Origin of the sequence: Roseibium salinum, assembly GCF_026240905.1 — a bacterium.
Classification (GTDB): domain Bacteria; phylum Pseudomonadota; class Alphaproteobacteria; order Rhizobiales; family Stappiaceae; genus Roseibium; species Roseibium salinum.
The window spans coordinates 809,349-834,429 of record NZ_JAPEVI010000003.1; the positions used below are offsets into that span (position 1 = coordinate 809,349).

The 25,081-nt window shown below is 60.9% G+C and carries 21 protein-coding genes and 2 pseudogenes; 14 read left to right on the top strand and 9 right to left on the bottom strand.

Features of this window, described 5'->3' with window-relative positions:
* Positions 1-51 precede the first annotated feature (51 nt).
* The 11 genes and pseudogenes from rpsM (at position 52) to ON753_RS08340 (ending at position 13,711) form a co-directional block, all read left to right on the top strand.
* Positions 52-420, top strand: a complete 369-nt coding sequence (gene rpsM / locus ON753_RS08290; protein ID WP_265962084.1) for a 30S ribosomal protein S13 — start codon at positions 52-54, stop codon at positions 418-420.
* 70 nt (positions 421-490) lie between these two features.
* Positions 491-880 (top strand): 30S ribosomal protein S11, encoded by a 390-nt coding sequence (gene rpsK / locus ON753_RS08295; protein ID WP_265962085.1) that lies wholly within the window; start codon positions 491-493, stop codon positions 878-880.
* Positions 881-922: 42 nt separating this feature from the next.
* The gene (locus ON753_RS08300; RefSeq protein WP_265962086.1) at positions 923-1,993 is read left to right on the top strand and encodes a DNA-directed RNA polymerase subunit alpha; all 1,071 of its coding nucleotides are present in this window, start codon (positions 923-925) and stop codon (positions 1,991-1,993) included.
* Between the two features lie 83 nt (positions 1,994-2,076).
* Positions 2,077-2,502, top strand: a complete 426-nt coding sequence (rplQ, locus tag ON753_RS08305) for a 50S ribosomal protein L17 (protein WP_265962087.1) — start codon at positions 2,077-2,079, stop codon at positions 2,500-2,502.
* A gap of 264 nt (positions 2,503-2,766) precedes the next feature.
* A complete protein-coding gene (locus tag ON753_RS08310) occupies positions 2,767-4,866 on the top strand; it encodes a methyl-accepting chemotaxis protein (protein WP_265962088.1) in 2,100 nt (699 codons plus the stop codon).
* A 99-nt stretch (positions 4,867-4,965) separates the two neighbouring features.
* Positions 4,966-6,336 carry an IS1182 family transposase gene (locus ON753_RS08315; protein WP_264417572.1) on the top strand — a complete coding sequence of 457 codons (1,371 nt, stop codon included), beginning with the start codon at positions 4,966-4,968 and terminating at the stop codon, positions 6,334-6,336.
* 212 nt (positions 6,337-6,548) lie between these two features.
* Positions 6,549-8,000, top strand: a complete 1,452-nt coding sequence (locus ON753_RS08320) for a DegQ family serine endoprotease (protein WP_265962089.1) — start codon at positions 6,549-6,551, stop codon at positions 7,998-8,000.
* A gap of 8 nt (positions 8,001-8,008) precedes the next feature.
* Positions 8,009-9,312 (top strand): annotated as a pseudogene (locus ON753_RS08325) (replication-associated recombination protein A).
* 211 nt (positions 9,313-9,523) lie between these two features.
* Positions 9,524-11,917, top strand: a complete 2,394-nt coding sequence (locus ON753_RS08330) for a patatin-like protein (protein WP_265962090.1) — start codon at positions 9,524-9,526, stop codon at positions 11,915-11,917.
* Positions 11,918-12,182: 265 nt separating this feature from the next.
* The gene (crcB, locus tag ON753_RS08335) at positions 12,183-12,566 is read left to right on the top strand and encodes a fluoride efflux transporter CrcB (protein WP_265962092.1); all 384 of its coding nucleotides are present in this window, start codon (positions 12,183-12,185) and stop codon (positions 12,564-12,566) included.
* Positions 12,567-12,691: 125 nt separating this feature from the next.
* Positions 12,692-13,711: an RluA family pseudouridine synthase gene (locus ON753_RS08340; RefSeq protein ID WP_265962093.1), complete on the top strand. Its 1,020-nt coding sequence runs from the start codon at positions 12,692-12,694 to the stop codon at positions 13,709-13,711.
* A gap of 13 nt (positions 13,712-13,724) precedes the next feature.
* Here ON753_RS08340 and ON753_RS08345 read toward each other — a convergent pair whose 3' ends face one another.
* Both ON753_RS08345 and ON753_RS08350 read right to left on the bottom strand, forming a co-directional pair.
* Complete coding sequence (locus ON753_RS08345) at positions 13,725-13,895, bottom strand: hypothetical protein (RefSeq protein ID WP_265962094.1); 171 nt, start codon at positions 13,893-13,895, stop codon at positions 13,725-13,727.
* A gap of 122 nt (positions 13,896-14,017) precedes the next feature.
* Positions 14,018-15,331, bottom strand: a complete 1,314-nt coding sequence (locus ON753_RS08350; protein WP_265962095.1) for a tlde1 domain-containing protein — start codon at positions 15,329-15,331, stop codon at positions 14,018-14,020.
* Positions 15,332-15,707: 376 nt separating this feature from the next.
* On the opposite strand from ON753_RS08350, the gene ON753_RS08355 reads away from it, so the two are divergent.
* Both ON753_RS08355 and ON753_RS08360 read left to right on the top strand, forming a co-directional pair.
* On the top strand, positions 15,708-16,388 hold the full coding sequence (locus ON753_RS08355; RefSeq protein ID WP_265962096.1) for an HAD-IA family hydrolase: 681 nt from the start codon (positions 15,708-15,710) through the stop codon (positions 16,386-16,388).
* Positions 16,388-17,161, top strand: a complete 774-nt coding sequence (locus ON753_RS08360) for an ATP12 family chaperone protein (protein ID WP_265962097.1) — start codon at positions 16,388-16,390, stop codon at positions 17,159-17,161. The genes ON753_RS08355 and ON753_RS08360 overlap by 1 nt, the downstream gene beginning before the upstream one ends.
* Before the next feature lie 109 nt (positions 17,162-17,270).
* On the opposite strand, the pseudogene ON753_RS08365 reads toward ON753_RS08360, so the two are convergent.
* From ON753_RS08365 to ON753_RS08390, 6 genes and pseudogenes are all read right to left on the bottom strand, one after another.
* Positions 17,271-17,571: pseudogene (locus ON753_RS08365) on the bottom strand (GIY-YIG nuclease family protein).
* A gap of 99 nt (positions 17,572-17,670) precedes the next feature.
* Positions 17,671-18,402: a proteasome-type protease gene (locus ON753_RS08370; RefSeq protein ID WP_265962098.1), complete on the bottom strand. Its 732-nt coding sequence runs from the start codon at positions 18,400-18,402 to the stop codon at positions 17,671-17,673.
* Positions 18,403-18,461: 59 nt separating this feature from the next.
* A complete protein-coding gene (locus ON753_RS08375) occupies positions 18,462-19,280 on the bottom strand; it encodes a transglutaminase family protein (RefSeq protein ID WP_265962099.1) in 819 nt (272 codons plus the stop codon).
* A 26-nt stretch (positions 19,281-19,306) separates the two neighbouring features.
* Positions 19,307-20,257: an alpha-E domain-containing protein gene (locus ON753_RS08380; protein ID WP_265962100.1), complete on the bottom strand. Its 951-nt coding sequence runs from the start codon at positions 20,255-20,257 to the stop codon at positions 19,307-19,309.
* Between the two features lie 7 nt (positions 20,258-20,264).
* A complete protein-coding gene (locus tag ON753_RS08385) occupies positions 20,265-21,689 on the bottom strand; it encodes a circularly permuted type 2 ATP-grasp protein (RefSeq protein WP_265962101.1) in 1,425 nt (474 codons plus the stop codon).
* Between the two features lie 113 nt (positions 21,690-21,802).
* Entirely contained in the window at positions 21,803-22,807 is a 1,005-nt protein-coding gene (locus tag ON753_RS08390; RefSeq protein WP_265962102.1) for a hypothetical protein, read from the bottom strand.
* 293 nt (positions 22,808-23,100) lie between these two features.
* Here ON753_RS08390 and ON753_RS08395 point away from each other — a divergent pair, with 293 nt between their 5' ends.
* A complete protein-coding gene (locus ON753_RS08395; protein WP_265962103.1) occupies positions 23,101-24,633 on the top strand; it encodes an acyl-CoA carboxylase subunit beta in 1,533 nt (510 codons plus the stop codon).
* Positions 24,634-24,706: 73 nt separating this feature from the next.
* Here the strand turns inward: ON753_RS08395 and ON753_RS08400 are convergent, their stop codons facing one another.
* Positions 24,707-24,997: a hypothetical protein gene (locus ON753_RS08400; protein WP_265962104.1), complete on the bottom strand. Its 291-nt coding sequence runs from the start codon at positions 24,995-24,997 to the stop codon at positions 24,707-24,709.
* Between the last annotated feature and the right edge of the window lie 84 nt (positions 24,998-25,081).

Here is a 25,081-nt window from a genome sequence, read left to right on the forward strand (position 1 = left end):
TTTGCTCACTGCGGTTAGGCCTTGGCCCGCCGCTCAACATGGAGATACAACGTGGCACGTATTGCTGGCGTTAACATCCCGACGAATAAGCGCACCGTGATCGCTCTTCAGTATATTCACGGCATCGGCGCGAAATTCGCGCAGGAAATCATCGAAAAGAACAACATCGACCCGTCGCGCCGTGTCAACGAGCTGTCGGATGCCGAAGTGCTGTCCATCCGCGAAACCATCGACCGTGACTACATGGTGGAAGGTGACCTTCGCCGTGAGACGGCAATGAACATCAAGCGTCTTATGGACCTTGGCTGCTACCGCGGCCTTCGTCACCGCCGCGGCCTTCCGGTTCGCGGGCAGCGGACGCACACGAACGCACGTACCCGCAAGGGTCCGGCGAAACCGATCGCTGGCAAGAAGAAATAACATCGCACTGCGATTGTTGGTGGAGCTGCCGGAACTACGGCAGTGACGAGATCAAAACAAGGACAAAAGAATGGCTAAAGACACGACGCGCGTGCGTCGCCGCGAACGCAAGAACATTTCTTCTGGCGTCGCGCATGTGAACTCCACGTTCAACAACACCATGATCACGATTACCGATGCACAGGGCAATACGATCTCCTGGTCGTCCGCCGGAACGCTCGGTTTCAAGGGCTCCCGCAAGTCCACGCCGTATGCAGCCCAGGTTGCTGCGGAAGACGCTGCGAAAAAAGCTGCCGAACACGGCATGCGCACGCTGGAAGTTGAAGTTCGTGGCCCGGGTTCCGGTCGTGAATCCGCTCTTCGCGCGCTACAGGCCGCCGGTTTCCTCATCACGTCCATCCGTGACGTGACGCCGATCCCGCACAATGGCTGCCGTCCGCGCAAGCGCCGCCGCGTCTAAGGCTTCCCAGCTTTAGGTACTTGTTTCTCCAAATGGCAAAGAATGGCCTGGCCCCGAAGCGCCAGGCGGGATAGCCGAAGGGACGAAAACGTGACCATTCAAAAAAACTGGCAAGAGTTGATCAAGCCGACCAAGCTCGAGGTCAAGCCGGGCGACGATTCTCGCTACCTGGCAACGGTCGTTGCCGAGCCTCTCGAGCGTGGCTACGGTCTGACCTTGGGCAACGCGTTGCGCCGTATCCTGCTGTCCTCCCTGCAGGGGGCAGCCGTCACCGCGGTTCAGATCGACGGTGTTCTGCACGAGTTCTCGTCGATCCCGGGCGTGCGGGAAGATGTCACCGATATCGTGCTCAACATCAAGGAAATCGCCATCCGCATGGAAGGCGAAGGTCCCAAGCGCATGGTCGTGCGCAAGCAGGGCCCGGGTGTTGTGACCGCAGGTGACATTCAGACTGTCGGCGACGTCGAAGTTCTGAACCCGGAACTGGTCCTCTGCACGCTGGACGAAGGCGCTGAAATCCGCATGGAATTCACCGTCAACACCGGCAAAGGCTATGTTTCTTCCGACCGCAACCGCCCGGAAGACGCACCGATCGGGTTGATCCCGGTCGACAGCCTTTACTCTCCGGTCAAGAAGGTCTCCTACAAGGTGGAAAACACCCGTGAAGGCCAGGTTCTTGACTATGACAAGCTGACCCTGACTGTCGAAACCGATGGTTCCGTGAAGCCGGACGATGCCGTGGCCTATGCAGCGCGCATTCTGCAGGATCAGCTCTCGATCTTCGTCAACTTCGAAGAGCCGCAGCGCGAGGTTGCCGAGGACTCTGTCCCGGAACTGGCGTTCAACCCGGCGCTTCTGAAGAAGGTCGACGAACTGGAACTGTCGGTACGGTCTGCAAACTGCCTGAAGAACGACAATATCGTTTATATTGGCGATCTCATTCAGAAGACCGAAGCGGAAATGCTGCGGACGCCGAATTTCGGCCGCAAGTCGCTCAACGAAATCAAGGAAGTTCTCGCCCAGATGGGTCTGCATCTCGGCATGGAAGTCGCCAACTGGCCGCCTGAGAACATCGACGATCTCGCCAAGCGTTACGAAGACCATCAGTACTGAGGGACGTACGCGTCCCTGGAGCATCAACCAGGCAAGTGCTTTGAAGAGATTAGCAGACTGCCTGACAGAAAAAGGAGAGGGCCATGCGCCACGGTAAATCCGGCCGCAAGCTCAACCGGACCTCTAGCCACCGCAAGGCTATGTTCGCGAACATGGCAGCGTCGCTGATCAATCACGAACAGATCGTCACGACCCTGCCGAAGGCCAAGGAAATGAAGCCGATCATCGACAAGCTCATCACATTGGGCAAGCGCGGTGATCTTCATGCGCGTCGTCAGGCCATTTCGCAGATCCGCGATACGGCGATGGTCGCAAAGCTGTTCGACACGCTCGGTGAGCGTTACAAGGACCGCAGCGGCGGCTACTCGCGCGTTCTGAAAGCCGGTTTCCGTTACGGCGACAATGCTCCGATGGCTGTCATCGAGCTGGTCGACCGGGATCCGGCGGCTCGCGGCGCAGAAGACCGCGCCCGTGCCGAAGCTGCAGAAGCGGCCGAGAACGCAGCGTAAGATCTGCAAAAGCGCATTGAAGAACAGGGCGGGCCTCAGGTCCGCCCTTTTTTGCTGTCTGCGCGGCTTAGCAGTTTGCTGCGGGATCGCCTACGTAATTCTACCTGAGATTATCAATGATTTAAGGAACAGGCACTTATCTTTTCGGCGCATTCGAGGCAGAGGAATGCAAGGCTGGGGAGATTCGCAGTGTTTGGCAGAAAAAATTCGAGTTCGAAGAGGTTTTCATCTTCTCTTCGTCTTTCCTTTGTTATTCCGGCATTGATGATACTGGTTACCGTCGCCGCCTGTACGGCGGTCGGCGTGATCGGTTACATGACCGGCCGGGATGGCCTGCAGAAGGCTGCGCAGGCGGAACTCGGCATGGTGATCACCGCCCGATCCGCCTTGCTGGAATCCAGACTTCAGGCCGCTGCCGCGGAGACGGTCAACCTTGCCTCGAGCGTCGCGGATGTCATGGGCAACCTCGGCAATGCGACCATGAACATCGACAAGGAAAAGGACGAAATTCTCGACCTGTTCCATAGCGGTCAAACGGCGATGGAGCGGGCAAGCATTTCCGGCAAGGAACAGAAGACGATGTATGCCTGGCGCCATTCCGAGGCGCATCCGGCACTCTTCAATGTCTGGAAGAACGGCGGCTATGCGGATATCTACATGATCGACGCAAACGGGCTTGTTCTCTATTCGGTGACCAAGGGCGGCGAGTTTCTCTCCCGGCTGGAGGGCGGCGTTGCCGGCGACACCGGACTGGACGCGATCTACAATGCCGCCAAGGAACTGGCCGAGGGCGAGATCGTCGCAAGCGCCTTTGAAGCCTATGGTCCGGCAGGTGGCGAGAGCTCTCTGTTTCTCGCTTCTCCCGTCTATATGAGTTCCTTTGGCGAAGTGAGCATGAGCGGCGTCGTTGCGCTCCGTCTCGATCCTTCCTTCCTCAACAAGGTTGTCGCCAACCGGGAAGACCTCGGTGACACGGGCCAGGTCTACCTGATCGACCAGGACGGCCTGGTGCTCAGCGACATGCCGTTGGCTGCCGAACGGACGGCGCTTGCCGCTACTTCCGATGCGGAGCCGGCACTGGCGGCCGCGAGCGGTTCCGAAGCGGCCGGGATCGTCACCGGTGCGGATGGCGTTGCAGACCTGATGGTGGCGCGGCCATTGACCTTCCGGGGGCAGACCTGGGCGATCGTCGCTGAAAAGAGCGTCGAAGAGACCCTCTCGGCAGTCATGAACATGCGCGACCAGATGTTCATGTGGTCGCTGGCGACCATCGCGGTGGCGGCGGTGATCGCGCTCTTCTTCTCCCAATCCATCACCCGCCCGCTGTCCACGCTCGTCGGCGCATTGAATGCAATTGCATCCGGAGATCTGGGAGCGGAAATCACGGCGGCCTACCGCAAGGACGAAATCGGCGATATCGGCCGGGCGGTCCTGCAGATCCGCCAGAACGCCGCCGAAGACAACGAGCGCCGCGCCGCGGAAGAGGCGGATGCCTCCCGGCGTCAGGCCGAGCAGCGCCAGGAGATGCTGGCAAGTCTTGCCGGCGACTTCGAGGCGACGGTGGGCACTGTTGTCGACAAGGTGGCCCGGTCTGCTGCAAAGCTGCGCGAGTCCGCCGGCAAGATGCGCGATATGACCGATGTCGCCGGCGAGACGTCGGCCAATGCCGCGACGATGTCGCAAGAAACCCTGTCTGAAGTGGAATCCATCGCAGCAGCTTCCGACCAGCTCTCAAGCTCGATCCAGGAAATCTCCACGCTTATAGAACGCTCGTCCAGCGTTGCCGTTGACGCGACCAAGCGTGCCGAAACCACCAACGAAACGGTCAAGTCGCTTGCCGAAGCGGCCAACCGGATCGGTGAGGTCGTCACCCTTATCAGCGACATTGCGGACCAGACCAACCTTCTGGCGTTGAATGCCACCATCGAGGCGGCCCGCGCCGGGGAGGCCGGGAAGGGCTTTGCAGTGGTTGCCGCTGAAGTGAAGGAGCTTGCCTCGCAGACCGGCAAGGCAACCGGCGAGATCCAGCAACAGATCGACGCAATCCGCAGCGCGACGGAAGACGCCGTTGGTGCGATCAGCGACATTCAGAAGACCATCGACGAGATCACCCAGTCGGTGAGCGATGTTGCTGCTGCTGTGACCGAGCAGAGCTACGCCACGCAGGGCATTGCGGAAAACACGCAGCGGGCCGCCGGCGGCACCTCCAAGGTGACCGAAGACATCCGCAACGTCTCCGCGCTTTCCAACGATACCAACATGGCCGCGCAGAACTTCTCCGAAGAAGCTGCCGACATGGCAATGGAAGCGGAGCAACTGGACAAGGAAGTGCGCAGCTTCCTGTCTCAGGTGCGCTCCGCATAGCGCCAGCGGGCGGAATTGCGAAGAGCCGCCGGTTTTCCGGCGGCTCAGACTGCTGACAAACCCCTGGCATTGTCCAGGGGTTTTTGATTCACTGTTTAGATGTTGAAGAAGCCCGGCCCCGATCAGACAGCGCTCGAGATGGTTACACTCGAGCAGCTTGTTCCCGCCGATCACCTTTTGCGCAAGATTGACGCGGTGATCGACTTTTCGTTCGTCCATGACCGTGTCTCGGCGCTCTACTGCGCAGACAACGGCCGTCCACCGCTGGATCCGACGTTGATGTTCAAGGCGTTGTTCATCGGTTACCTGTTCGGCATCCGCTCGGAGCGCCAGTTGGTGCGCGAGATCGAGGTGAATGTCGCCTACCGCTGGTTCTTGCGGCTGAAGCTGACGGACAAGGTGTTCGACGCCTCGACACTGAGCCAGAACCGGCGGCGTCGCTACAACGACGCGTCTGTCGCCCAGGATATCTTCGACCACATTGTCGAGCAGGCGATCGCTCATGGCCTTGTAGACGGCACGGTGCTTTATACGGATTCGACACATCTGAAGGCGAATGCCAACAAAGGCAAATACGATCTGGCTCAAATCGAGAAGTCACGGGCCGATTATTGGGCGGACCTGGACCGGGCGGTTGAGGCGGAACGCAGGCTGCATGGCCAGAAGCCGCTAAAGGAGCAGGAGCGCTCTCCTGAGGTCAAGCAAACCAAGGTGAGCCGCACGGATCCGGACAGCGGCTACATGGTGCGTGAGGGCAAGCCAAAGGGCTTCTTCTATCTGGACCACCGCACGGTGGACGGTAAATTGGGGATCGTCACGGACACCTTCACCACACCGGCCAATGTCCATGACAGCATTGTTTATCTGAACCGGCTGGACCGTCAGGCACACCGCTTCAGCTTCCAGGTCAAGGCGGTTGGTCTTGATGCGGGCTATGCCACTTCAGCGATAGCCCGGGGACTGGAGGAGCGGGATATTCTGGGGGTGACCGGATACCGCCGCCCGTCTGCCCCAAAGCCCGGCATGATGCGCAAATCAAGCTTCGCTTACGAGGAGCAAACCGATGGCTACCGTTGTCCCGAAGGCCGGCTGCTGACCTATGCAACGACGGACAGGAACGGCTACAAACACTACCGCTCCGACCCTGCCATCTGCAAAAAGTGTCCGCTTCTGGCCTCCTGCACCTCCAATGCCAGGGCTGAGCGCACCATCACCCGCCATGTCTGGCAGGAGAGCAGGGAGCGAAGCGATACATATCGCCTGACACCCTGGGGCAAGGCTGTTTACAAGCGTCGAAAGGAAACCGTGGAGCGTTCGTTTGCCGATGCCAAACAGCTCCATGGCCACAGATACGCCAGGTTCCGAAGTCTGGTGCGCGTCCAGATGCAGTGCCTCCTCGCCGCCGCCGCCCAGAACATCAAGAAGATCGCGATGGCCCTCACCAAACCACCCAAACAAGTACGGGCCTGACAGGCAAAAAGCCCGACCACGCTAAATTCAAAACCCAGAAATAACGGCAAAACAAATCTCAAAAAACAAACCCGCCGAAATCGGCGGGTTTGTCAGCAGTCTGAGCCGCCGGTTTTCCGGCGGCTCTTTGCTTTTGTATTTGCCTCTTTTCCTCCCTATCTGCCATGTAACGCCAAACGATCCGAAAGATTCGAAGAAGAGGGCTTCCGGCCATGCGCCTGGCAAAAACTGGCACTACAGGATTCCTGGTCCGAGCAGCACTTGCGGGGCTGATCGTCCTCTGGTCCGCAGCGGGATTTGCGCAGACGTCGTCGAGCGACTTGCGCCTCGTTCCGCAGAGCGAAGCACAGATCAAGCTGTCCTTCGCCCCGATCGTCAAGAAGGTCGCCCCGGCGGTCGTCAACGTCTATGCCAGCCGGAAGGTCGTGCAGCGCCAGCAGATTTCGCCCTTTTTCGACGATCCCTTCTTCCGCCGGTTCTTCGGGCAACCGGGCGGCGGGTTTGGCCGTCCGCGGGAACGGGTGGAATCCTCGCTCGGCTCCGGCGTGATCATCTCCCAAGACGGAACGGTGATCACCAACCACCACGTCATCAAGGACGCCGACAAGGTGCGCGTTGCCCTGAGCGACCGGCGCGAGTTCGACGCGGACATCGTCCTGATGGATGAGCGCACGGATCTTGCCGTGCTGAAGATCAAGGCAGACGGTCCGTTCGAGCACGTGGAATTTGCCGACTCCGACAATCTGGACGTCGGCGACATCGTGCTGGCGATCGGCAACCCGTTCGGCGTCGGGCAGACAGTCACCCAGGGGATCGTGTCGGCGACGGCGCGGACCCAGGTGGGCGTGACGGACTTCCAGTTCTTCATCCAGACAGATGCCGCGATCAATCCGGGCAATTCCGGCGGCGCGCTCGTGGACATGGCCGGCAAGCTGGTCGGCATCAATACGGCGATCTTTTCCCGCTCAGGCGGCTCCAACGGCATCGGCTTTGCCATTCCCGCTCATATGGCCCGGTTCGTCGCCGATGCCGCCGATCATGGCGGCAAGGTGCAGCGGCCCTGGCTCGGGGCGACGGTGCAGATGGTCAATTCCGAGATTGCCGAGGCTCTTTCCCTGGACAGGCCGCGCGGCGTTCTTGTGACGGCGGTTTTCGAAGGCTCCCCGGCCGAACGATCCGGTCTCAAGGTCAGTGACCTCGTGATTGCGGTTGACGGCAAGGAAGTGACCGATCCGAATTCCTTCGGCTACCGGTTCGCCACGAAAATGATCGGTGAGAGCGTGGAATTCGTGGTGCTGCGCGGCGGCAAGGAGGTTACCTTGTCCGTGCCTCTCAAGCCGGCACCGGAATCGGTGCCGCGGGACACGAGGGAACTGCGGAGCTATTCGCCGTTCGAAGGAACGACGGTTATGAACCTGTCGCCCGCTGTTGCGGAAGAACTCGGCATTGAAGGGCTGTTCGAAGGCGTCGTCATCGCCGAGGTCGAGCGCGGCAGCACGGCGGACCGGGTGGGCCTGCGGCCGGGTGACATCATCCGCGGCGTCAACGAGCAGCCGATCGAGTCAACGCGCATGCTGGAGGCGATCACCAAAGCGCCACCGCGCGTCTGGCAGCTCGAAATCGAGCGGGACGGCAAGGTGTCCCAGATCATTTTGCGAGGGTAAAGGCCGGCGTGAGCGATCTTTTTGAAGCCTCGGGTTTGTCCAAAGCCGGTCCAAGGCCGCTGGCCGATCGGATGCGGCCGACCAGGCTTTCGGACGTGGTGGGGCAGGACCATCTTCTCGGGCCGGAGGGAACGCTTTCGCGCATGCTGAAGACCCGCACGCTCGGATCGCTCATCTTCTGGGGCCCGCCGGGTACGGGCAAAACCACCATCGCGCGGCTGCTTGCCAACGAGACCGATCTGGCGTTCGAGCAGACCTCGGCGATCTTCTCCGGCGTTGCCGACCTGAAAAAGGTTTTCGAGGCCGCGCGTGCGCGCCGCATGGGCGGGCGGGCGACACTGCTTTTCGTGGACGAGATCCATCGCTTCAACCGCGCCCAGCAGGACAGCTTCCTGCCCGTGATGGAAGACGGCACCATCACGCTTGTCGGCGCGACGACGGAAAATCCGTCCTTTGAGCTGAATGCGGCGCTTCTGTCGCGCTCGCATGTGATGACGTTCCATTCGCTTTCCATGGAGGCGATCGACAGGCTTCTGACCCGGGCGGAGGAAGCGGAAGGCAAGAAACTGCCGCTGGATGCGGATGCCCGAATGGTCCTGATCCGCATGGCGGACGGAGACGGCCGTTCGGCCCTGACACTGGCCGAGGACGTCTGGCGCGCTGCGGCGGATGACGAGGTGTTCGATGTGGATCGCCTGCAGGAGATCGTTCAGCGGCGCGCGCCAATCTACGACAAGAGCGCCGACGGGCACTACAATCTGATCTCCGCGCTGCACAAATCCGTGCGCGGCTCCGATCCGGACGCGGCGCTTTACTGGTTCTGCCGCATGCTGGACGGGGTGAAGATCCGATGTATCTCGCCCGCCGGCTGATCCGCATGGCGGTCGAGGATATCGGCCTTGCCGACCCCAACGCCCTCGTGCAGGCCAACGCCGCCCGCGACGCCTACCAGATGCTCGGCTCACCGGAAGGCGAACTGGCCCTGGCGCAATCGGTCATCTACCTGGCGACGGCACCGAAATCAAACGGCGCCTATGTGGCCTACAAGGCGGCCATGCGCGATGCCAAAACCAGCGGATCCCTGCTGCCGCCCAAGCATATCCTGAATGCCCCGACCAAGCTGATGAAGCAGGAGGGCTACGGCGAGGGCTATCAATACGACCATGACGCGCCGGACGGCTTTTCCGGACAGGACTATTTTCCCGAACAGCTCGGCCGGCAGAGCTATTACGATCCCCCGCAACGCGGCTTCGAACGGGAATTGCGCAAGCGGCTGGAGTATTGGGACAAGCTGCGCAAGGAGCGCGGCTGACAGGCGGCGTGAGCCGCTTGGTGCCGGGGTATGTTCCGCCTTTGACTGTTTTCCGTTGTCCGGGAGCAAAGTCTCAGCCGGGCATAACGTGTGGCCACCGCCATGGTCATAGTGTCGCGCGAGGTGCCCTCGCAGTTCCGATTTCGCCGCCCGATAAAGAATTCGACCATTCTTTTGTGCTACAAAGAATGGAAACCGGTGCAGTGACCTCATGAAGGAAATCGAGCTCAGACTTGCTCTCGTATTTTATGGCGGCGTTTCGCTCGCCATTTATATGCATGGGGTCAGCCGGGAGGTTCTGAACCTGGTTCGCGCATCGAGCTACCGTCTCGACCGGCGAACCAACGGAACGGGCCAGGAAACGGCCGGGCCGGACCTGTCTCCGGTCCAGAGCGCATTCACCGAACTCCTTGATCTCGTCTCCGGCGCCGCCGATGTCCGGGTCGTCGTCGACGCGATTGCCGGCGCATCCGCCGGCGGGGTCAACGGCATCATGCTGGCAAGAGCCATCGCCCATGACCTGCCGCTCGACAGCCACAGCCGGATGTGGCTCGAGAAGGCCGACGTCACGCGTCTCGCGCGCCCGCAATCCGGCCTGTCGCGCTATCTCAAGATCTCGATTTCGCCGGTCCTGGATCAGCTGATTTCCACGCGTCTGGACAAGCAGATCGAAAGCGCCGAAACGCGCGAGAAGCTGCGTCACTTCATGCAGGCAAGATGGTTCACGCCGCCGTTCTCGGGCAAGAGGTTCATCGGCTGGATGCTGGATGCGTGCCAGAAAATGGAACGGGACGGAGAGGAGCAGCGCACGCTGATACCGCGCGGGCAGACGCTGGATCTGTTCGTCACCCTTACCGATTACAACGGGATCAAGCGGCGGATTCATCTGGATGACCCCGATTTCGTCGAGGAATGGGATCACCGGCGGATCCTGAATTTCCACGCCGTCCACCGTTCTCCCGGGCTCGTCGAAAGCCAGTTCGCGACCGAAAACATTCCCGAGCTGGTGTTTGCCGCGCGGGCGACATCCTCGTTCCCCGGGGCCTTTCCGCCGTCCACAGTCGCGGAAATGGAGCGCGTCCTGGAGCGGTATGACCTGCCCTGGAAGCACCGGGATGCGTTTCTGCAACGTGGACTGGGCCTGGCTCCGGAAGTGGTTTCGCAGCATTGTTTCGTGGACGGCAGCGTTGTCATGAACAAGCCTTTCGCGCCGGTGATCCAGGTGATCCAGGACCGGCCGGCGGCCCGCGAGGTGGCGCGGCGGTTGATTTACGTCGATCCGGCGCCGGTCGAGCCCGCCGAAACCAATGGTCTTGCGCGCGAGGTGCCTGGCTTTTTCAGGGTGATCCTCGCCTCACTGGCCCATATCCCGCGCAACGAACCGATCGGCGACGATCTGAAGGAACTGGAACAGAGCAACCGGCGCAGCCGCTGGTTGGCACAGCTGATCGATTCCGCCGGACCGATGGTGGAAGAGGCGGTGAAGGGGCTGTTGCCAAAGCGGCGAACGGTAACCCCGGAAATGCTTTCCAAATGCCGCAAGGATGCAACGGGGGCCGCCTTCGAGCAGGCCGGCTTCGCCTTTTTGAACTACCAGTCGCTGAAGCTGCATGCCCTTGCCGAACGGCTTGCCGGGCTGACGGTCGAGCTCAGCGGAATAATCGGCGCCCAGAAACATGAGGAAGCCGTGCTTGCACGGTTTTCCCAGCACTTTTCCCGGCTGACCGTGGAAAGCACGGACCTTCTGGGCCGCACGGATCCCTACATCCTGGCACTGTTGCGCGGATTGGATGTCGACTACCGCATCCGCCGTCTGCGGTTCGTGGTCCGCAAGTTGAACGGATTCTACCACTTCGAACCGGAATCAGGACTTCCGCCTCCCGATACGGAAGCGCTCGACCACATGAAGGGCCTCTTCTACGATCAGATCGACCACTTGGGCTGGCGCTGGAAGGAGCTGTTTTTCGGCAGCAGTTGCCGGGGCATGGCCGCGCAGCTTGTGAGCGATCTCGCGGCCGGCCGGCCCACCAGCCGCGACCAGGTCGTTCAACTGGTCGCCAGCCTGACCCAGATGATGGGACTGGCGGATCTTGACCGGCTGCATGACGAGCTTTTTGCGGAGACGGCGCGGGAATTGCTGGACAAGGAACGTCACGCTTCTCTGCTGCGCGCATATATCGGCTTCGGGTTTTACGACCTGATTACATTCCCGGTGCTGCAGCGGAACGACTTTTCGGAAGTCACCGAAATCCTTGTCGACCGGATCAGCCCGCGGGATGCCGACAGCCTCTATACCGAAGGATTCGACCTGAAGGGCAAATCGCTGAATGCCTTCGGGGCTTTCTTCAACCGTGGCTGGCGCGAGCATGACTATCTGTGGGGGCGGCTGAATGCGGCCGACCGGCTTGTCAGCGTCGTCCTGTCTGCCGCGGGCGGCGGCGCCTTGCCACAGATGCAGATCAACCAGGCCCGCGCCAGGATCTTTCTGGCGATCCTGGAGGAAGAGCGCGGCAAGCTGACTGAAATCTCGGAGGAACTCGAAAGGGTCGATGTTCTGATCCGGACAATCTATCCCGACTTCGCCCATGTGGCGGAGGAGGCTTGACCGCACGGCAGGGGAGGAACGTGATTTCCTGTCCGATCGCAGCCTGCGGCACGTTTGGCCGCAGTGATGAAGTCCGCAGCCCGATAGCGGACCGCGGGATCTCGCTAAAACCCGTCAAATGCACCATTGACTTGTCATCCTAGCGGGGGCAGGGATCTGTCTACGCGAGATGGTGGTGCCCGCAGGAACGGCCGGGTACCCGAGCCCGGCTATGCGCGTCGCTCCGGCCGGGACGACAAACGGCAATCAACGTCGGGGCAGTAATTTGAAGCATCTTCTTCTGGTCATGCTGGGTGGCGGAATAGGCGCCGGAGGGCGGCATCTGGTGTCGCTCGCAACACTGCGCCTGTTCGGCCCGGGATTTCCGGTCGGCACGCTGACCGTGAACGTCGCCGGCTCGCTGGTAATGGGACTTTTTATCGGCTGGCTGGTGAAGCAGGAGGGCGGCAATCTGCAGTCCCTGCGCTATTTCGTTGCCACCGGCATTCTCGGCGGCTTTACCACCTTCTCCGCCTTTTCCCTCGACGCCTCCGTTCTCTGGGAGCGTGGAGATACCCACCTGGCGCTGATCTATGTGCTGGCATCCGTCGTCCTGTCGATCTTAGCCGTTTTCGCCGGCCTGATGATCATGCGCGTGGCGGGAAGCTAAGTTTTCCTTTCATTTGAAGGCAAATACGCCTATACGCTCCGGAACGAATTTCGCCCGGTGCGGTATCAGCCGGGCCGGGGATTGCGCGGGACCGGATGCGTCCTGCCGGCGAATTTGAGAACAACATGTCCGCGATTGAACAGAAACAAGTGGCCGCCGACGAGGCGGGCATGCGCCTCGACCGTTGGTTCAAGGCCCACTATCCGGGTCTCGGTTTCGGCCGCCTGCAGAAACTGCTGCGCACCGGACAAGTGCGTGTGGACGGCAAACGGGTGGAAGCCAGCACGCGGATTGCAAAGGGCCAGATGGTCCGCATTCCGCCGCTCGGCGTCGAACTGCCGGCGGACGACAAGAAGAACGCAAGACCGAAATCGACCAAGCTGATTGCCGATGACCGCAGGGCCGTGGAGGACATGCTGCTCTACGAAGACAATCAGGTGATGGTGCTGAACAAGCCGGCCGGCCTTGCCGTTCAGGGCGGGTCGGGACTGAGCCGCCATCTAGACGGCATGCTGGATGCCTTCAAGGATGCCAAGGGCAACAAGCCGCGCCTCGTGCACCGCCTCGACCGTGAGACCTCCGGCATCATCCTCGTCGCGCGCACCCGTCAGGCGGCCCAGGAACTCACCAAGTCCTTCCGTCACCGCAATACCCGCAAGATCTACTGGGCGATGCTGGCGGGTGTGCCGAAGCCGCGCCAGGGCCGGATTTCGACCTTCATTGCCCGCAACGAAGGCGAGGAGCGCATGCAGATCGTGCGTCAGGGGGACGAAGATGCCCAGCACGCGGTCTCACTCTACTCGGTTTTCGAGCAGTCGGCCCAGAAGCTATCCTGGGTGACGATGAAACCGGTGACCGGCCGGACGCACCAGTTGCGCGCCCATGCCGCCCATATCGGTCATCCGATCATCGGCGACGACAAGTATTTCAATATCGAAAACTGGGAGCTGCCCGGCGGCATTCAGAACCGGCTGCATCTGCTGGCCCGGCGGATCGTCATCCCGCATCCCTCCGGCAGCGGCATGATCGACGTCTCCGCACCCCTGCCGCCGCATATGCAGCAGACCTGGAATCTACTCGGCTTCGATGCCAGGGAATACGATCCGGAGGCCGACGATCCGGACGAGAGCGTGATCAAACGCTGACCGGGCCGTCTGCTCAAAACCCCTGAAACAATGCGGCCAGTATCACCGATACGAAGGCGACGCCGACAACGCCCGCGACCAGTTTCCAGGCGTCTGCGCGCTTTTTGAGACCGGGCCAGCCGAGCGGCTTGATGACCTGGATTGCGGCGGTCAGCAACAGAAGTACCAGGATGATCTTGGTCACAAAGCGCTCCGGCTAGATCAGCCTAGATCCGGGGTGGAAATGGCCATGCCTTGCGGCATAACCAATCCGCCCGCGGGCCGCAAGCCTGTCATGCCAACTGTCATAGATTATGACGGTTGATATTAGGCCTGATAGCCGCGCTCATGCATTGCCATGTATCTCGGCAGGTCGTTCATTGACGGCACCACGATCAGGGTCTTGACCTTGCCCTGTTTGAAGGCCGTGAGGAACTTGTTGTAGTCCTTGAAGGCCACGCAGCCGTGGGAACCGATGGACCGGCGCAGCAGGCGCGTGTGCGTGAGCATGCCGTCACGGCCCTTCATGGCCGTCCGGTCATAGGGGAGCATCCGGATGGCCTCCACGCCGTGGAACAGCCGTTCGCGCATGCGCAACTTGTAGACATTCGGCGGGGTCGGTCCGTAGTTCTTCACGTAGGCGTGCTTGGGATCGTCCATCCTGTTTCCGATGCCGGAATGGGCTTCCAGTTTGCTGCCGTCGGGCATGTGCACGGTCGCGGCACTGATGTCGTAGACGGCAATTCCGCGCCCCGGCGCAGCCGTGCCGCCGCCGAACAGTTTTCCGATGCCGCTGAAAACGTCGTTTTCCTCATCTTCCGGATTGCCTGGCGTTGCATAGGCGAGGACAGCCGCTTCCGGCTTTTCGTCCGGCTTCTGGACGGCGGGTTCGGGAGTCGTGCGTTCTGCACGCTGGGGCGGTTCTGGCTTGACGGCGGGCACGCGCGGCACGATTGCTCCCGGCTTTTCCGGAGCGGCTCGTGCAAGCGAGCGCATCGCGGGCCGTTCGAGCGAGGCGAGGGCGACAGCAGGCATCGGCTGGGTATTCGGTGCGGCCTCGGCCTGTTTTTGCGCCGGTGCTGCAGGGACTTCCGGGATTGCGGCGACCGTAGTGGCCGCTTCCTCGGCATTTTCCAGAGCCTGCGTACGCGCCTCGGCAGCCCGGGCCAATTGCAGCGTGCGCGCCTGATTGACCCTGGTCAGTTTGGCCGCGAGCGTCTGTTTGGCAGACTGCTGAGCTTCGGCCGCCTTTGCCGCTTCAGTCTGCCGTTCGGTTTCTTCCGCTTTGGCTGCGGCCAGCTTGGTTTCGGTTTGCCGTTGTTCGGCCTCCGCCAAAGCCGCCAGTTCTGGTTCAGCCGGCGAAGGAGGGGACTGGACCGGCGTGTCGTTCCCGGCGCGCTGCGCCGTTTGCCGGCCCGCTTTCATTGCCGCTGAAACCGGCACGCCGGATGTCTGCGCGACATGCGAGAGCGTCAGTGCTTCCGCCGCCGGGGTCACGTTGGAGAAATGGGAAGGCGCCAGCGCGGGACCCAGCAGGGTCGCCGCCACGGCCAGACCGGACACCAGTAGACTGGCTGCTGCCAGAACCGCGTAGAAAGTCCGCTCTCTCCCCAGGGCGCTCTTGCCGCCCTTTCGATTCAATAGCTGTTTTCTTTGCTGCATTCAGGCAACACCATTCCGCTGCCCGCAGCCGATAAGGCTGCGGTCCAAGATCCGTATTGTTTGGCGACAAATTTGTCCCAAGCGATCATGCCCACCCGCGCACGAACTATCGCAAAACATGGTAACCAAGGGGTTTACGCACCGGTGCGCGGCAGATCATCCGATCTCCAAGCACTCTAAAGCGGCGAATTTCGGGCGTTCCCGCCAATTCGGAGATATCCAAAGATTGCAGGGTCTCATGCGCCGGCCTGTGGATCTTATGTGAAATCGGCCGGGCTGCCCGATTTGGCCGGGCCTCTTGACCCCCGGGTCAAAACCCGGCACATGCGTGGCGAACGCTTGCGGAAGGCCTTTCATGTACCTGATCATCTTTGACGTCGACGGCACGCTGGTGGACAGCCAGAACACCATCCTGCACGGTCTGCAGGTGGGGTTTGAAGCCGTCGGCCTGCCGATGCCGGACCGGCGGACCGCCCTGTCGATCGTCGGCCGTTCGCTCAACGAAGCGTTCGCGGATCTGGTCGGCCCGACCCGCATCGATCTGGTTCCGGCAATGGCGGAGGCCTACCGGCAGTCCAAGATCTCCCGGCGCGGACAGGGGCTCGACATCGACCCGCTCTATCCCGGCGCACGAGAGGCGATCGGGAGCCTCCGTGCCCGGGCGGATTTTCTGCTGGGCATTGCGACCGGCAAGGCGTTGCGCGGCGTCCGGCACATGCAGGACACCCATGACCTCCACGATTGGTTCGTCACCATCCAGACAGCCGACACGTCGCCCTCCAAACCGCATCCGGACATGATCCTGCGGGCGATGGCGGAGACGGGCGCCGAGCCGCATCGCACGCTCATGATCGGCGATACCGCTTTCGACATGGAGATGGCCAGGGCGGCCGGGGCGCGTTCGATCGGGGTCACCTGGGGTTACCATGATCAGGCGATGCTGACCGCGAGCGGGGCGGACCGGATCATTCACAGCTTCCCCGAGCTGGAACGGGCTCTGGCCGAAGTGTTGGATTTTGACGAGGAACCAGTCTGATGCGCGATTTTGTTCAGACGCTGCACGAAGAAATCGGGAAGGATCCGGAGCAGCGCGCACGCGAACTCTCCCGGCGCGAGTTGCCCAAACGGTTCTACAAGGAGGCAGCCCACCGGGAAACGGAAGGCGGCTATGCGATCCACCTGGACGGCCGCCCGGTGAAAACGCCCGGAAAGCAGACATTGCTACTGCCGAGCGACAGGCTGGGCGCAGCGGTTGCGGCCGAATGGGCCGCCCAGGAGAAGGAAATCAATCCGGCCAGAATGCCGCTGACCCGCATTGCCAATTCGGCCCTGGATGCGGTCTCCGTGCGGTTTGACGAAGTGGCCGACGATATCGTCCGCTTTGCCGGCAACGATGCGCTCTGCTACCGCGCGGACGATCCCGAAAGCCTGATCGACACGCAGTGCAGGCTCTGGGATCCGGTGGTCGATTGGGCCGGAATGCTGCTTGGCGGACGGTTCGTGCTGATCGAAGGCATTATCCATGCGCCGCAGCCCGATGCCCTGCTTGCGGCCTACCGGGCACGGATCTCCGGCGAAACGCCTCTCCGCCTTGCCGCCCTCCACACCATCACCAGCCTCACCGGCTCGGCGCTTCTGGCGCTCGCCTTGCGGGAAAGCCATCTTGATGCCGACAGCGTCTGGAAAGCCGCGCATGTCGAAGAGGATTTCAACATCGAACGGTGGGGCGAGGACGCGGAGGCAGCGCGCGTGCGGGCCTATAAGCGGACCGAGTTCGATGCGGCAGTGCTGATCCTGCGCGAGGCGTAAGCGCGCCGGGACTATTTGCGTACAAACGAGCTGATGCCCGCTTGAGCAATATTGGAAGACGAGGAGTCCTGGGTCCCCGCTTTCGCGGGGATGACAACTTTAGTTGGCTTTAGGCCGGTCCAATAAGACCAGGAAGAAGATCGTGCCAATCTGGATTGAATTCGGAAATCAGCTCAACTTTCCAGACTCGATTCCACTTCTTGATATTCTTTTCGCGCTTGATTGCATATTCGACACCAGTGTGGGCTTCAAAGTAGACAAGACGATGTACGCCGTATCGTCGTGTGAAACTGCTTGCTGATTCGTCACGATGCTGCATAGTTCCGAACCAAATCATTGGTCACGCCTACATAAAGTGTTCCGCCCGGTCTACTCGCAAGAATATATGTAAAATAAGTGTGGTATCGCATGGCGTGCCATCAGTGTGTTGGCCACAAATTACACACACTGTCATCCCCGCGAAAGCGGGGACCTAGGACTCCGCATCGCTTCTGAAGTCCGTCAAACGTTCAGATCTCGAATTCTTCGATATCGGCAAAGGCTTCGCGCAGCTTGTCGGACCATGTGCGGGACAACTTCTGAAAATAGGGGTTGTCCTGCTCGATACGGACCTGGCGTTCGGTGGAAAAGGAATCGGTGTTGTAAAGCAGCATGTCGATGGGCATGCCGACCGAAAGATTGGAACGCAAGGTGGAGTCGAAGGACAGCAGCACCAGTTTTGCGGCCTCGCCAAGACGCATGTCGGGACGCGTCACGCGGTCGAGGATCGGCTTGCCGTATTTGTGCTCACCGATCTGCAGAAACGGCGTGTCGTCGCAGACTTCGATGAAGTTGCCGGCGGCATAGATCTGAAACAGGCGCGGCCGTTCCCCCTTGATCTGGCCGCCCAGGATGAAGGTGACAGAGAAGCTTTCGGCGCTGGCGGCGAGGGCTTCGCCGTCGATCGCCTTGACTTCGCGGACCGCGCTGCCAACCAGGCGGGCGACCTGAAACATTGTCCTGGCGGTCATCAGCGTCGTCCGGTCGGTCTCCGCCGTGGTGATGTGTTCGCTAAGCAGGGAGATGACCGCCTGGGTGACGGCGAGATTGCCCGATGAAAGCAACGTGATCACACGCTCTCCCGGTTCATCCCAGACACTGAGTTTCTTGAAGCTGGAGATGTTGTCGACACCGGCATTGGTTCTTGTGTCAGCGGCGAAGACGAGGCCGCGATCCAGTTTTAAGCCGACACAATAGGTCATTTCCTTGCCCTTTAACTGCCCGGCGCGCGGGGCCGGCCATGGCGTGCGGAAGATGACAGCTATTGCTGCTGTTGGAAAGCCGCTTGAGCGACGTCCACTTCAACGTGAAGGTTTTCTTCCAGTCCGCCAAAGCGGATACCCCTGATCGGAGCAGCTGAACGGGAATCGAGGCCCACCGTCAAGCGGATATAGCGGTCTGTCGGACACATATCGTTGGATATGTCGAAGCCGGTCCATCCAAGGCCGTCAAGGAACACTTCGGCCCAGGCGTGATGGGCTTCCGATGCCTGCTCGTCTTCCAGCAGCAGATAGCCCGAGACATAGCGGGCCGGAATGCCGATGGACCGTGCCGCGGCGATGAAAATGTGCGCATGATCCTGGCAGACGCCTTCACCGGCCGCCAGCGCGGAAGTTGCGGAAGCGTGAGTTTCCGTCACGCCGACCTTGTAGTCGACCCGCTCCCGGATGGTATGCATGAGCGCGTGAAAGCCGGCGACCCTGTCGTCGGTTTCCGCCTGCGACGCCAGCCTGCGGATCGCCTGGTTGGCCTGGGTCAGCGGCGTGATCCTGGTGAAGATGCGCGGCGGTATCCCGGCATCCGGCTCATGCCCCAGAATACCGTTGGTGTCGATTGTATCGACCACTCCGGATGCGGTGATTTCCACGTCGTGAACCGTACCGCCCCCTGAGACCATATGGACCTGGTTGCCGAAGGCATCCTTATAGGTGGTTGCACGCTCGATGCCGGGGGCCTGGATGGACCACTCGACGATTTTCTGCGTCGGGCCGTCTTCCGGCGTCAGACGCAGCTGCTGCATGGCATTGGTGAGCGGCGTATCGTAACGGTAGCGGGTTGTATGTCGGACGGATAATCGCATGCGGCACCGATCTGCGGGTTCGAAGGTCAGGCGAAATTGTAGTCCTGGCTCAGTTGATGGGCCAACTGGTTGTTCTTGCCGACGATATCCGTCAGGAACTCGTGCAGCCCTTCCTGATAGATTTCGCGCATCTGTTTTTCCGACAACGTGCGGAAGATCTCGGCTGCCAGATCGAGACTCGGCTCGCGTGACCCGTAGAACTGGGCCAGATCCTCGGCGGTATCGGCAAGCCACGCATAACAATGGGCGAGTGAGCGGGGCATTTCCTGGCGCAGAATGAGGAATTCGGCGATGTTGAAGGCTTTCAACCGGGCGTTCGGGTAGGCGAAGCGGTAGCTGCGGCGCCCGGACAGGGCACGCAGGATCGCCGACCACTGATAGCGATCCATCGCCCCGTCATCGGCAATGTCGCTGTCCGGCAGCAATGTCCAGTACTGGGTGTTCAATATCCGTGCGGTGTTGTCCGCACGCTCGATGAAGTTGCCCATCTGGCTGAAGAAATATCCGTCGTCGCGCAGGATGGTGTTCAACAGCGCACCGCGGAACAGATGCGCGCGCTGGTTCACCCAGGCCAGGAAGTCGGGAAGCCTTTCGGGCGTGACGCTCTGCTGGCTGACATCGGTGAATTCGATCCAGGTGGTGTTGATGGCCTCCCAGAGCTCGGCCGTGATGCTGGTGCGCACTGCCCTTGCATTGTTGCGCGCCAGTTCCAGGCACGTGCGCACGCTTAACGGGTTGTCCTTCGAAAAGATCATGAACGCGCTGATGTTGCGGATGTTCACCTCATCGTATCTTTGCGCGTAGCGGTCGTCGCAGCCGGCATTTGCGAGCGCAAAGGTCCAGTGGGTTCCGGCGTCCTGTCCGGCATGGGACATGATGGCGCCGCGATAGGCGACTTCCAGCAGGCGGGTCAGGTTCTGCGCGCGCTCGTGATAGCGGGACATCCAAAACAGCGAAGAGGCGGTTCTTCCGAGCATCCGATTCTCAGTCCTCAAGTACCCAGGTGTCTTTGGTTCCGCCGCCCTGGCTGGAATTGACGACGAGGGAGCCTTTCTTCAGCGCTACACGGGTCAGGCCGCCCGGCGTGATGCGCACCTGGTCGCCGATCAGGACGAAGGGGCGCAGATCCACATGGCGCGGAGCAATCCCGGTGGCCACATGGGTCGGGCAGGCGGAGAGCGCCAGTGTGGGCTGGGCGATATAATTGCCCGGGTTGGATTCCAGGATCTTCCGGAACTCGGCGATCTGGCGCTTGCTGGCCGTCGGTCCGATCAGCATGCCGTAGCCGCCGGAGCCGTGCACTTCCTTGACGACGATGTCCTCCAGATTGTCGAGCACATAGGCCAGATCGTCCGGACGCGAACAGTTCCAGGTGGGCACGTTGTTCAGGATCGGCTTCTGGCCCGTATAGAACTCGATGATGTCGGGAACGTACGCGTAGATGGCCTTGTCGTCGGCAATGCCGGTTCCCGGTGCGTTGCAGATGGTGACGTTGCCGGCCCTGTAGGCGTCGAACAGCCCGGGCACGCCGAGCATGCTGCCGGGATTGAAGGTGAGGGGGTCGAGGAACGCGTCGTCGATGCGCCGGTAGATCACGTCGACCTGTTTGGGTTCACGCGTCGTGCGCATGAAAACCTTGCCGGCATCCACGAACAGATCGCGGCCCTCCACGAGTTCGACGCCCATGGAGTCGGCCAGGAACGCGTGTTCGAAATAAGCGGAATTGTAGATGCCCGGCGTCAGGACGACGATGGTCTGGGTCGATTTGGACGGGTCCGGCGCAACGCTTTCCAGCGTCTGGCGCAGGTTCTCCGGGTATTGCTCGACTGGGCTGACGTGGTGTGTCTGGAAGAGCTCGGGGAAGAGCCGCATCATCGTTTCCCGGTTTTCCATCATGTAGGAGACGCCGGAAGGTGTGCGGGTATTGTCCTCCAGGACATAGAATTCGTCCTCGGACACACGCACGAGATCGGTTCCGATGATGTGTGCGTAGACCTTCCGTGCCGGCGTGAACCCGGCCATTTCCGGGAGGAAGGCGTCGTTCTGCAAGACGAGATCCGCCGGAACCCTGCCGGCCCGCAGGATTTCCTGGCGGTGGTAGATGTCGTGCATGAAGGCGTTGAGGGCCCTCACGCGCTGGTCGATGCCGGCCGACAGGCGCCGCCACTCGGATGCCGATATGATGCGCGGAATGGGATCAAACGGTATCAGCCGCTCGGTCGCTTCCTCCGCGCCGTAGACCGCAAAGGTGATGCCGAGCCGCCGGAATATGGTTTCGGCATCCCGGCTTTTCTTCGTCAGGAAGTTGGAAGGCTTTTCTTCAAGCCACTCGGAAATCCTGGCATAGGGCTGACGCGGCCTGCCGGACTCGTCGAGCATTTCGTTAAAGAAACTGCGAGCGTCCGCCATTGCCTCCCCTTATGCCTCGTCATGCTTGTTACAGCAATCATGGCGAAATTCTTGTAGGTGTCAAAGCGCAATCTCGCAGCGGCACTGCCCGCCAAATAGGCATACGGTGAATATCAGTCCCGATAAGCCGTTGTCCCCTCTACTTTTTTGATTTTTCCCTGGGCGTCCACATGCACCTTCATAGTGTCGTCTGCCGACCAGTACGCATAGTTGGTGAACTTGAAAATCTTCGGGTAAATGGTGAGTTTCCCGTTCTTCTCCACCTCAGTGGTCTGGGTCACCGAGAGCATGCCGGTTTCGCTTCTCCCGATCGGTTGCAGCGCACTCAGGTTGATGCCCGGCTCCGCGTTCGGATTGCTCGTCTGGTAGAGCTCTCCACCGTAAACTGCACACTCGATGTGCAGACTGCTGCTGCCAATTCTGGGGCCGGAAGGCGTTCGCGTCCACTTGAGATCCGGGTCGATCTGGAACGACTCATCAACCGCGAAACCAAGATGGATGGTGGCACCGTTTTGGACCGGAATGTCCTTCATCCGCATGTAGACGTCGCCGCCGCGGTTCTCGACCGACCATTTCGGCGAGATGTAGTTCCAGCCGATTTCCCCGTCCAGGACACGAAGGGTCTGCCACTCGTAGAAGATACCGGCGCCCGCCGACAGGGAGAGAGGCGTCGGCAGCAGGTTGAATTGCCGCCCCGCCTGAACGACACCCAGATCGCCAACGATGTACTGGGCAAGCCGCTTGGCGGATTCCTGCGCCGCCCATTCGCCGGTTTTCTTGCCGGCGGCGCTCATGACCTCCCTGAACACCTTCACGCCCGTCTTGGCCACGGCATCGGCATCTCCGCCGAAGGAAAATTCCCAATCGAGACCGGAGGATGTGATGCCGTCCATATCCCGCTCCGTCTTGCAGCCCGTCACCAGAAGGACGGCCATCGCGGTTCCAACCTCCGCCATGATGCCGGCCCGCTTTCCGGTCACCAGGACCTGAACCGGCAGCCGCTGTGCGCCCAGGTTCCAGAGGTCGAATTGAAACACGCTGCCGCCGGCAAGAACCGATCCGGAGAACCCGCCGCCCAAGAGAGCCATCCAGGTTGTGTCGGGACTGTATAAAGACATCGCAAAACCCCTCCGCCAGCATGCAACAAAACATTGTTTCCGTGTGCATGAGTTTTGATGGAACCATGATCATTACGCTACGGATTTGCCCCAAACGCAATCTATCTGGGGTCGAATAGTGGAGCTGACCCCGGGTCCCGCAGATCAAGAGGAGTCCGAGCGCGCAAATGTGTTGCAGATCATGTTTTGGCGGAATGCGGAGTGACCCCTGGGAACCATAAGCCCATGTGCTGACTGTTCTCGGTTCCTGGATCATGGTACGGCGTGTCCCAAGCAAGGTTGTGGAGGACCGGATGAAAGAAGTTCTGGCCGAATTGGAAAGGCGCCGCGATACGGCGCGGCTGGGCGGCGGACAGCGGCGGATCGATGCGCAGCATTCCAAGGGGAAGCTGACGGCGCGTGAACGCATAGAAATCCTGCTGGACGAGGGCTCGTTTGAAGAGTTCGACATGTTCAAGCAGCATCGCTGCACCGATTTCGGCATGCATGAACAGCATATACCGGGCGACGGCGTCGTGACGGGCTGGGGAACGGTCAATGGTCGCACCGTCTACGTGTTTTCCAAGGACTTCACGGTGTTCGGCGGCTCGCTTTCCGAAGCGCACGCGGAAAAGATCACCAAGATCCAGGACATGGCCCTGCAGAACCGCGCGCCGATTATCGGCCTGTTCGACGCGGGGGGCGCCCGCATCCAGGAGGGCGTTGCGGCTCTCGGCGGCTACGGGGAAGTGTTTCAGCGCAATGTCCTGGCCTCCGGCGTCATTCCGCAGATCTCCCTGATCATGGGACCGTGTGCCGGGGGGGACGTCTACTCGCCCGCCATGACGGATTTCATCTTCATGGTGCGGGACACCTCCTACATGTTCGTGACCGGGCCGGATGTGGTGAAGACGGTGACCAACGAGACCGTGACGGCCGAAGAACTGGGCGGTGCCTCGATCCACACGACCAAGTCCTCGATCGCCGATGGCGCCTTCGACAATGACGTTGAGGCCCTGCAGCAAATGCGCAGGCTGATCGACTTTCTGCCCATGAACAATCTGGCGGACCTGCCGGAACTGACGAACCACGACGATCCGGACCGGATCGACATGAGTCTCGATACGCTCATCCCCGACAACCCGAACAAGCCCTACGACATGAAGGAACTCGTTCTGAAAACGGTCGATGAGAGCGACTTCTTCGAGATTCAGGGCAATTTTGCAAAGAATATCATAACCGGCTTCGGGCGGGTGGAAGGCCGCACGGTCGGCATCGTCGCCAACCAGCCGATGGTCCTGGCCGGTGTGCTCGATTCAGACGCCAGCCGGAAGGCCTCCCGGTTCGTCCGCTTCTGCGACTGTTTCGGCATTCCGATCGTCACCTTCGTTGATGTTCCGGGCTTTCTGCCGGGAACGTCGCAGGAATATGGCGGCCTCATCAAGCACGGTGCCAAGCTGCTGTTTGCCTATGCGGAGGCAACCGTGCCGAAAATCACCGTGATTACCCGCAAGGCGTATGGCGGCGCCTATGACGTGATGAGCTCCAAGCATATCCGCGGCGACATCAACTACGCCTGGCCTACGGCGGAAATTGCGGTGATGGGGGCAAAGGGAGCGGTGGAAATACTCTACAGGTCCGAGCTGGGCAACAAGGACAAGATCGCCAAGCGGACCAGGGAATACGAAGACCGTTTCGCCAATCCGTTCGTGGCGGCGGAACGCGGCTATATCGACGACGTCATCCGGCCGCATTCGACCCGCCGGCGCGTGGCAAAGGCGCTTGCCCTGCTGCGTTCCAAGAAAGTCGAAATGCCCTGGAAGAAACACGACAACATCCCGCTTTGAGATCCGGAGTGTCGGAGCCGTCATGACGAGCTTGACGGTTATCGCCAGGTCACCGGAAGCAGGGTGGATCGCATCAATCCCAAAGGCCGTGCGGGAACAAGGGTTCCTTGCATTCATACGCAACCGGGCACTGGGGGTGGTCGCGCGTCGGGCCGTATTGGACGAATAGCCGCTGATTACGATCGCAGTAGCTGATGTTCGAGACGAACATCGAATAGGTATGCCGGCCCGTCGTGAAGACCACGGCGCCGTGCCGGCGAACCATTTCCTGCGCCTGGGCGCAGGTCATCTGGCGAAGGTCGGGGCGCGCGGCGTCCGCTGCTGTGGTCACGCCCATGCCTGCGAGCACAAGTGCTGCTGTCAAAAGGTGGCATTTCCGCATTCCTTAGCTCCCGTCTGAAGTCAACTCTATCGGATTGTATCTTGGGTAAGGTCACGGGAGGAGTGT

Bases quoted from the DNA above. Each gene is read 5' to 3' on its own strand.
- rpsK (WP_265962085.1), top strand. From the start codon at position 491: ATGGCTAAAGACACGACGCGCGTGCGTCGCCGCGAACGCAAGAACATT.
- ON753_RS08300 (WP_265962086.1), top strand. From the start codon at position 923: ATGGCCTGGCCCCGAAGCGCCAGGCGGGATAGCCGAAGGGACGAAAAC.
- rplQ (WP_265962087.1), top strand. From the start codon at position 2,077: ATGCGCCACGGTAAATCCGGCCGCAAGCTCAACCGGACCTCTAGCCAC.
- ON753_RS08310 (WP_265962088.1), top strand. From the start codon at position 2,767: ATGATACTGGTTACCGTCGCCGCCTGTACGGCGGTCGGCGTGATCGGT.
- ON753_RS08315 (WP_264417572.1), top strand. From the start codon at position 4,966: ATGTTGAAGAAGCCCGGCCCCGATCAGACAGCGCTCGAGATGGTTACA.
- ON753_RS08320 (WP_265962089.1), top strand. From the start codon at position 6,549: ATGCGCCTGGCAAAAACTGGCACTACAGGATTCCTGGTCCGAGCAGCA.
- ON753_RS08330 (WP_265962090.1), top strand. From the start codon at position 9,524: ATGAAGGAAATCGAGCTCAGACTTGCTCTCGTATTTTATGGCGGCGTT.
- ON753_RS08340 (WP_265962093.1), top strand. From the start codon at position 12,692: ATGTCCGCGATTGAACAGAAACAAGTGGCCGCCGACGAGGCGGGCATG.
- ON753_RS08355 (WP_265962096.1), top strand. From the start codon at position 15,708: ATGTACCTGATCATCTTTGACGTCGACGGCACGCTGGTGGACAGCCAG.
- ON753_RS08360 (WP_265962097.1), top strand. From the start codon at position 16,388: ATGCGCGATTTTGTTCAGACGCTGCACGAAGAAATCGGGAAGGATCCG.
- ON753_RS08370 (WP_265962098.1), bottom strand. From the start codon at position 18,402: ATGACCTATTGTGTCGGCTTAAAACTGGATCGCGGCCTCGTCTTCGCC.
- ON753_RS08375 (WP_265962099.1), bottom strand. From the start codon at position 19,280: ATGCGATTATCCGTCCGACATACAACCCGCTACCGTTACGATACGCCG.
- ON753_RS08380 (WP_265962100.1), bottom strand. From the start codon at position 20,257: ATGCTCGGAAGAACCGCCTCTTCGCTGTTTTGGATGTCCCGCTATCAC.
- ON753_RS08385 (WP_265962101.1), bottom strand. From the start codon at position 21,689: ATGGCGGACGCTCGCAGTTTCTTTAACGAAATGCTCGACGAGTCCGGC.
- ON753_RS08390 (WP_265962102.1), bottom strand. From the start codon at position 22,807: ATGTCTTTATACAGTCCCGACACAACCTGGATGGCTCTCTTGGGCGGC.
- ON753_RS08395 (WP_265962103.1), top strand. From the start codon at position 23,101: ATGAAAGAAGTTCTGGCCGAATTGGAAAGGCGCCGCGATACGGCGCGG.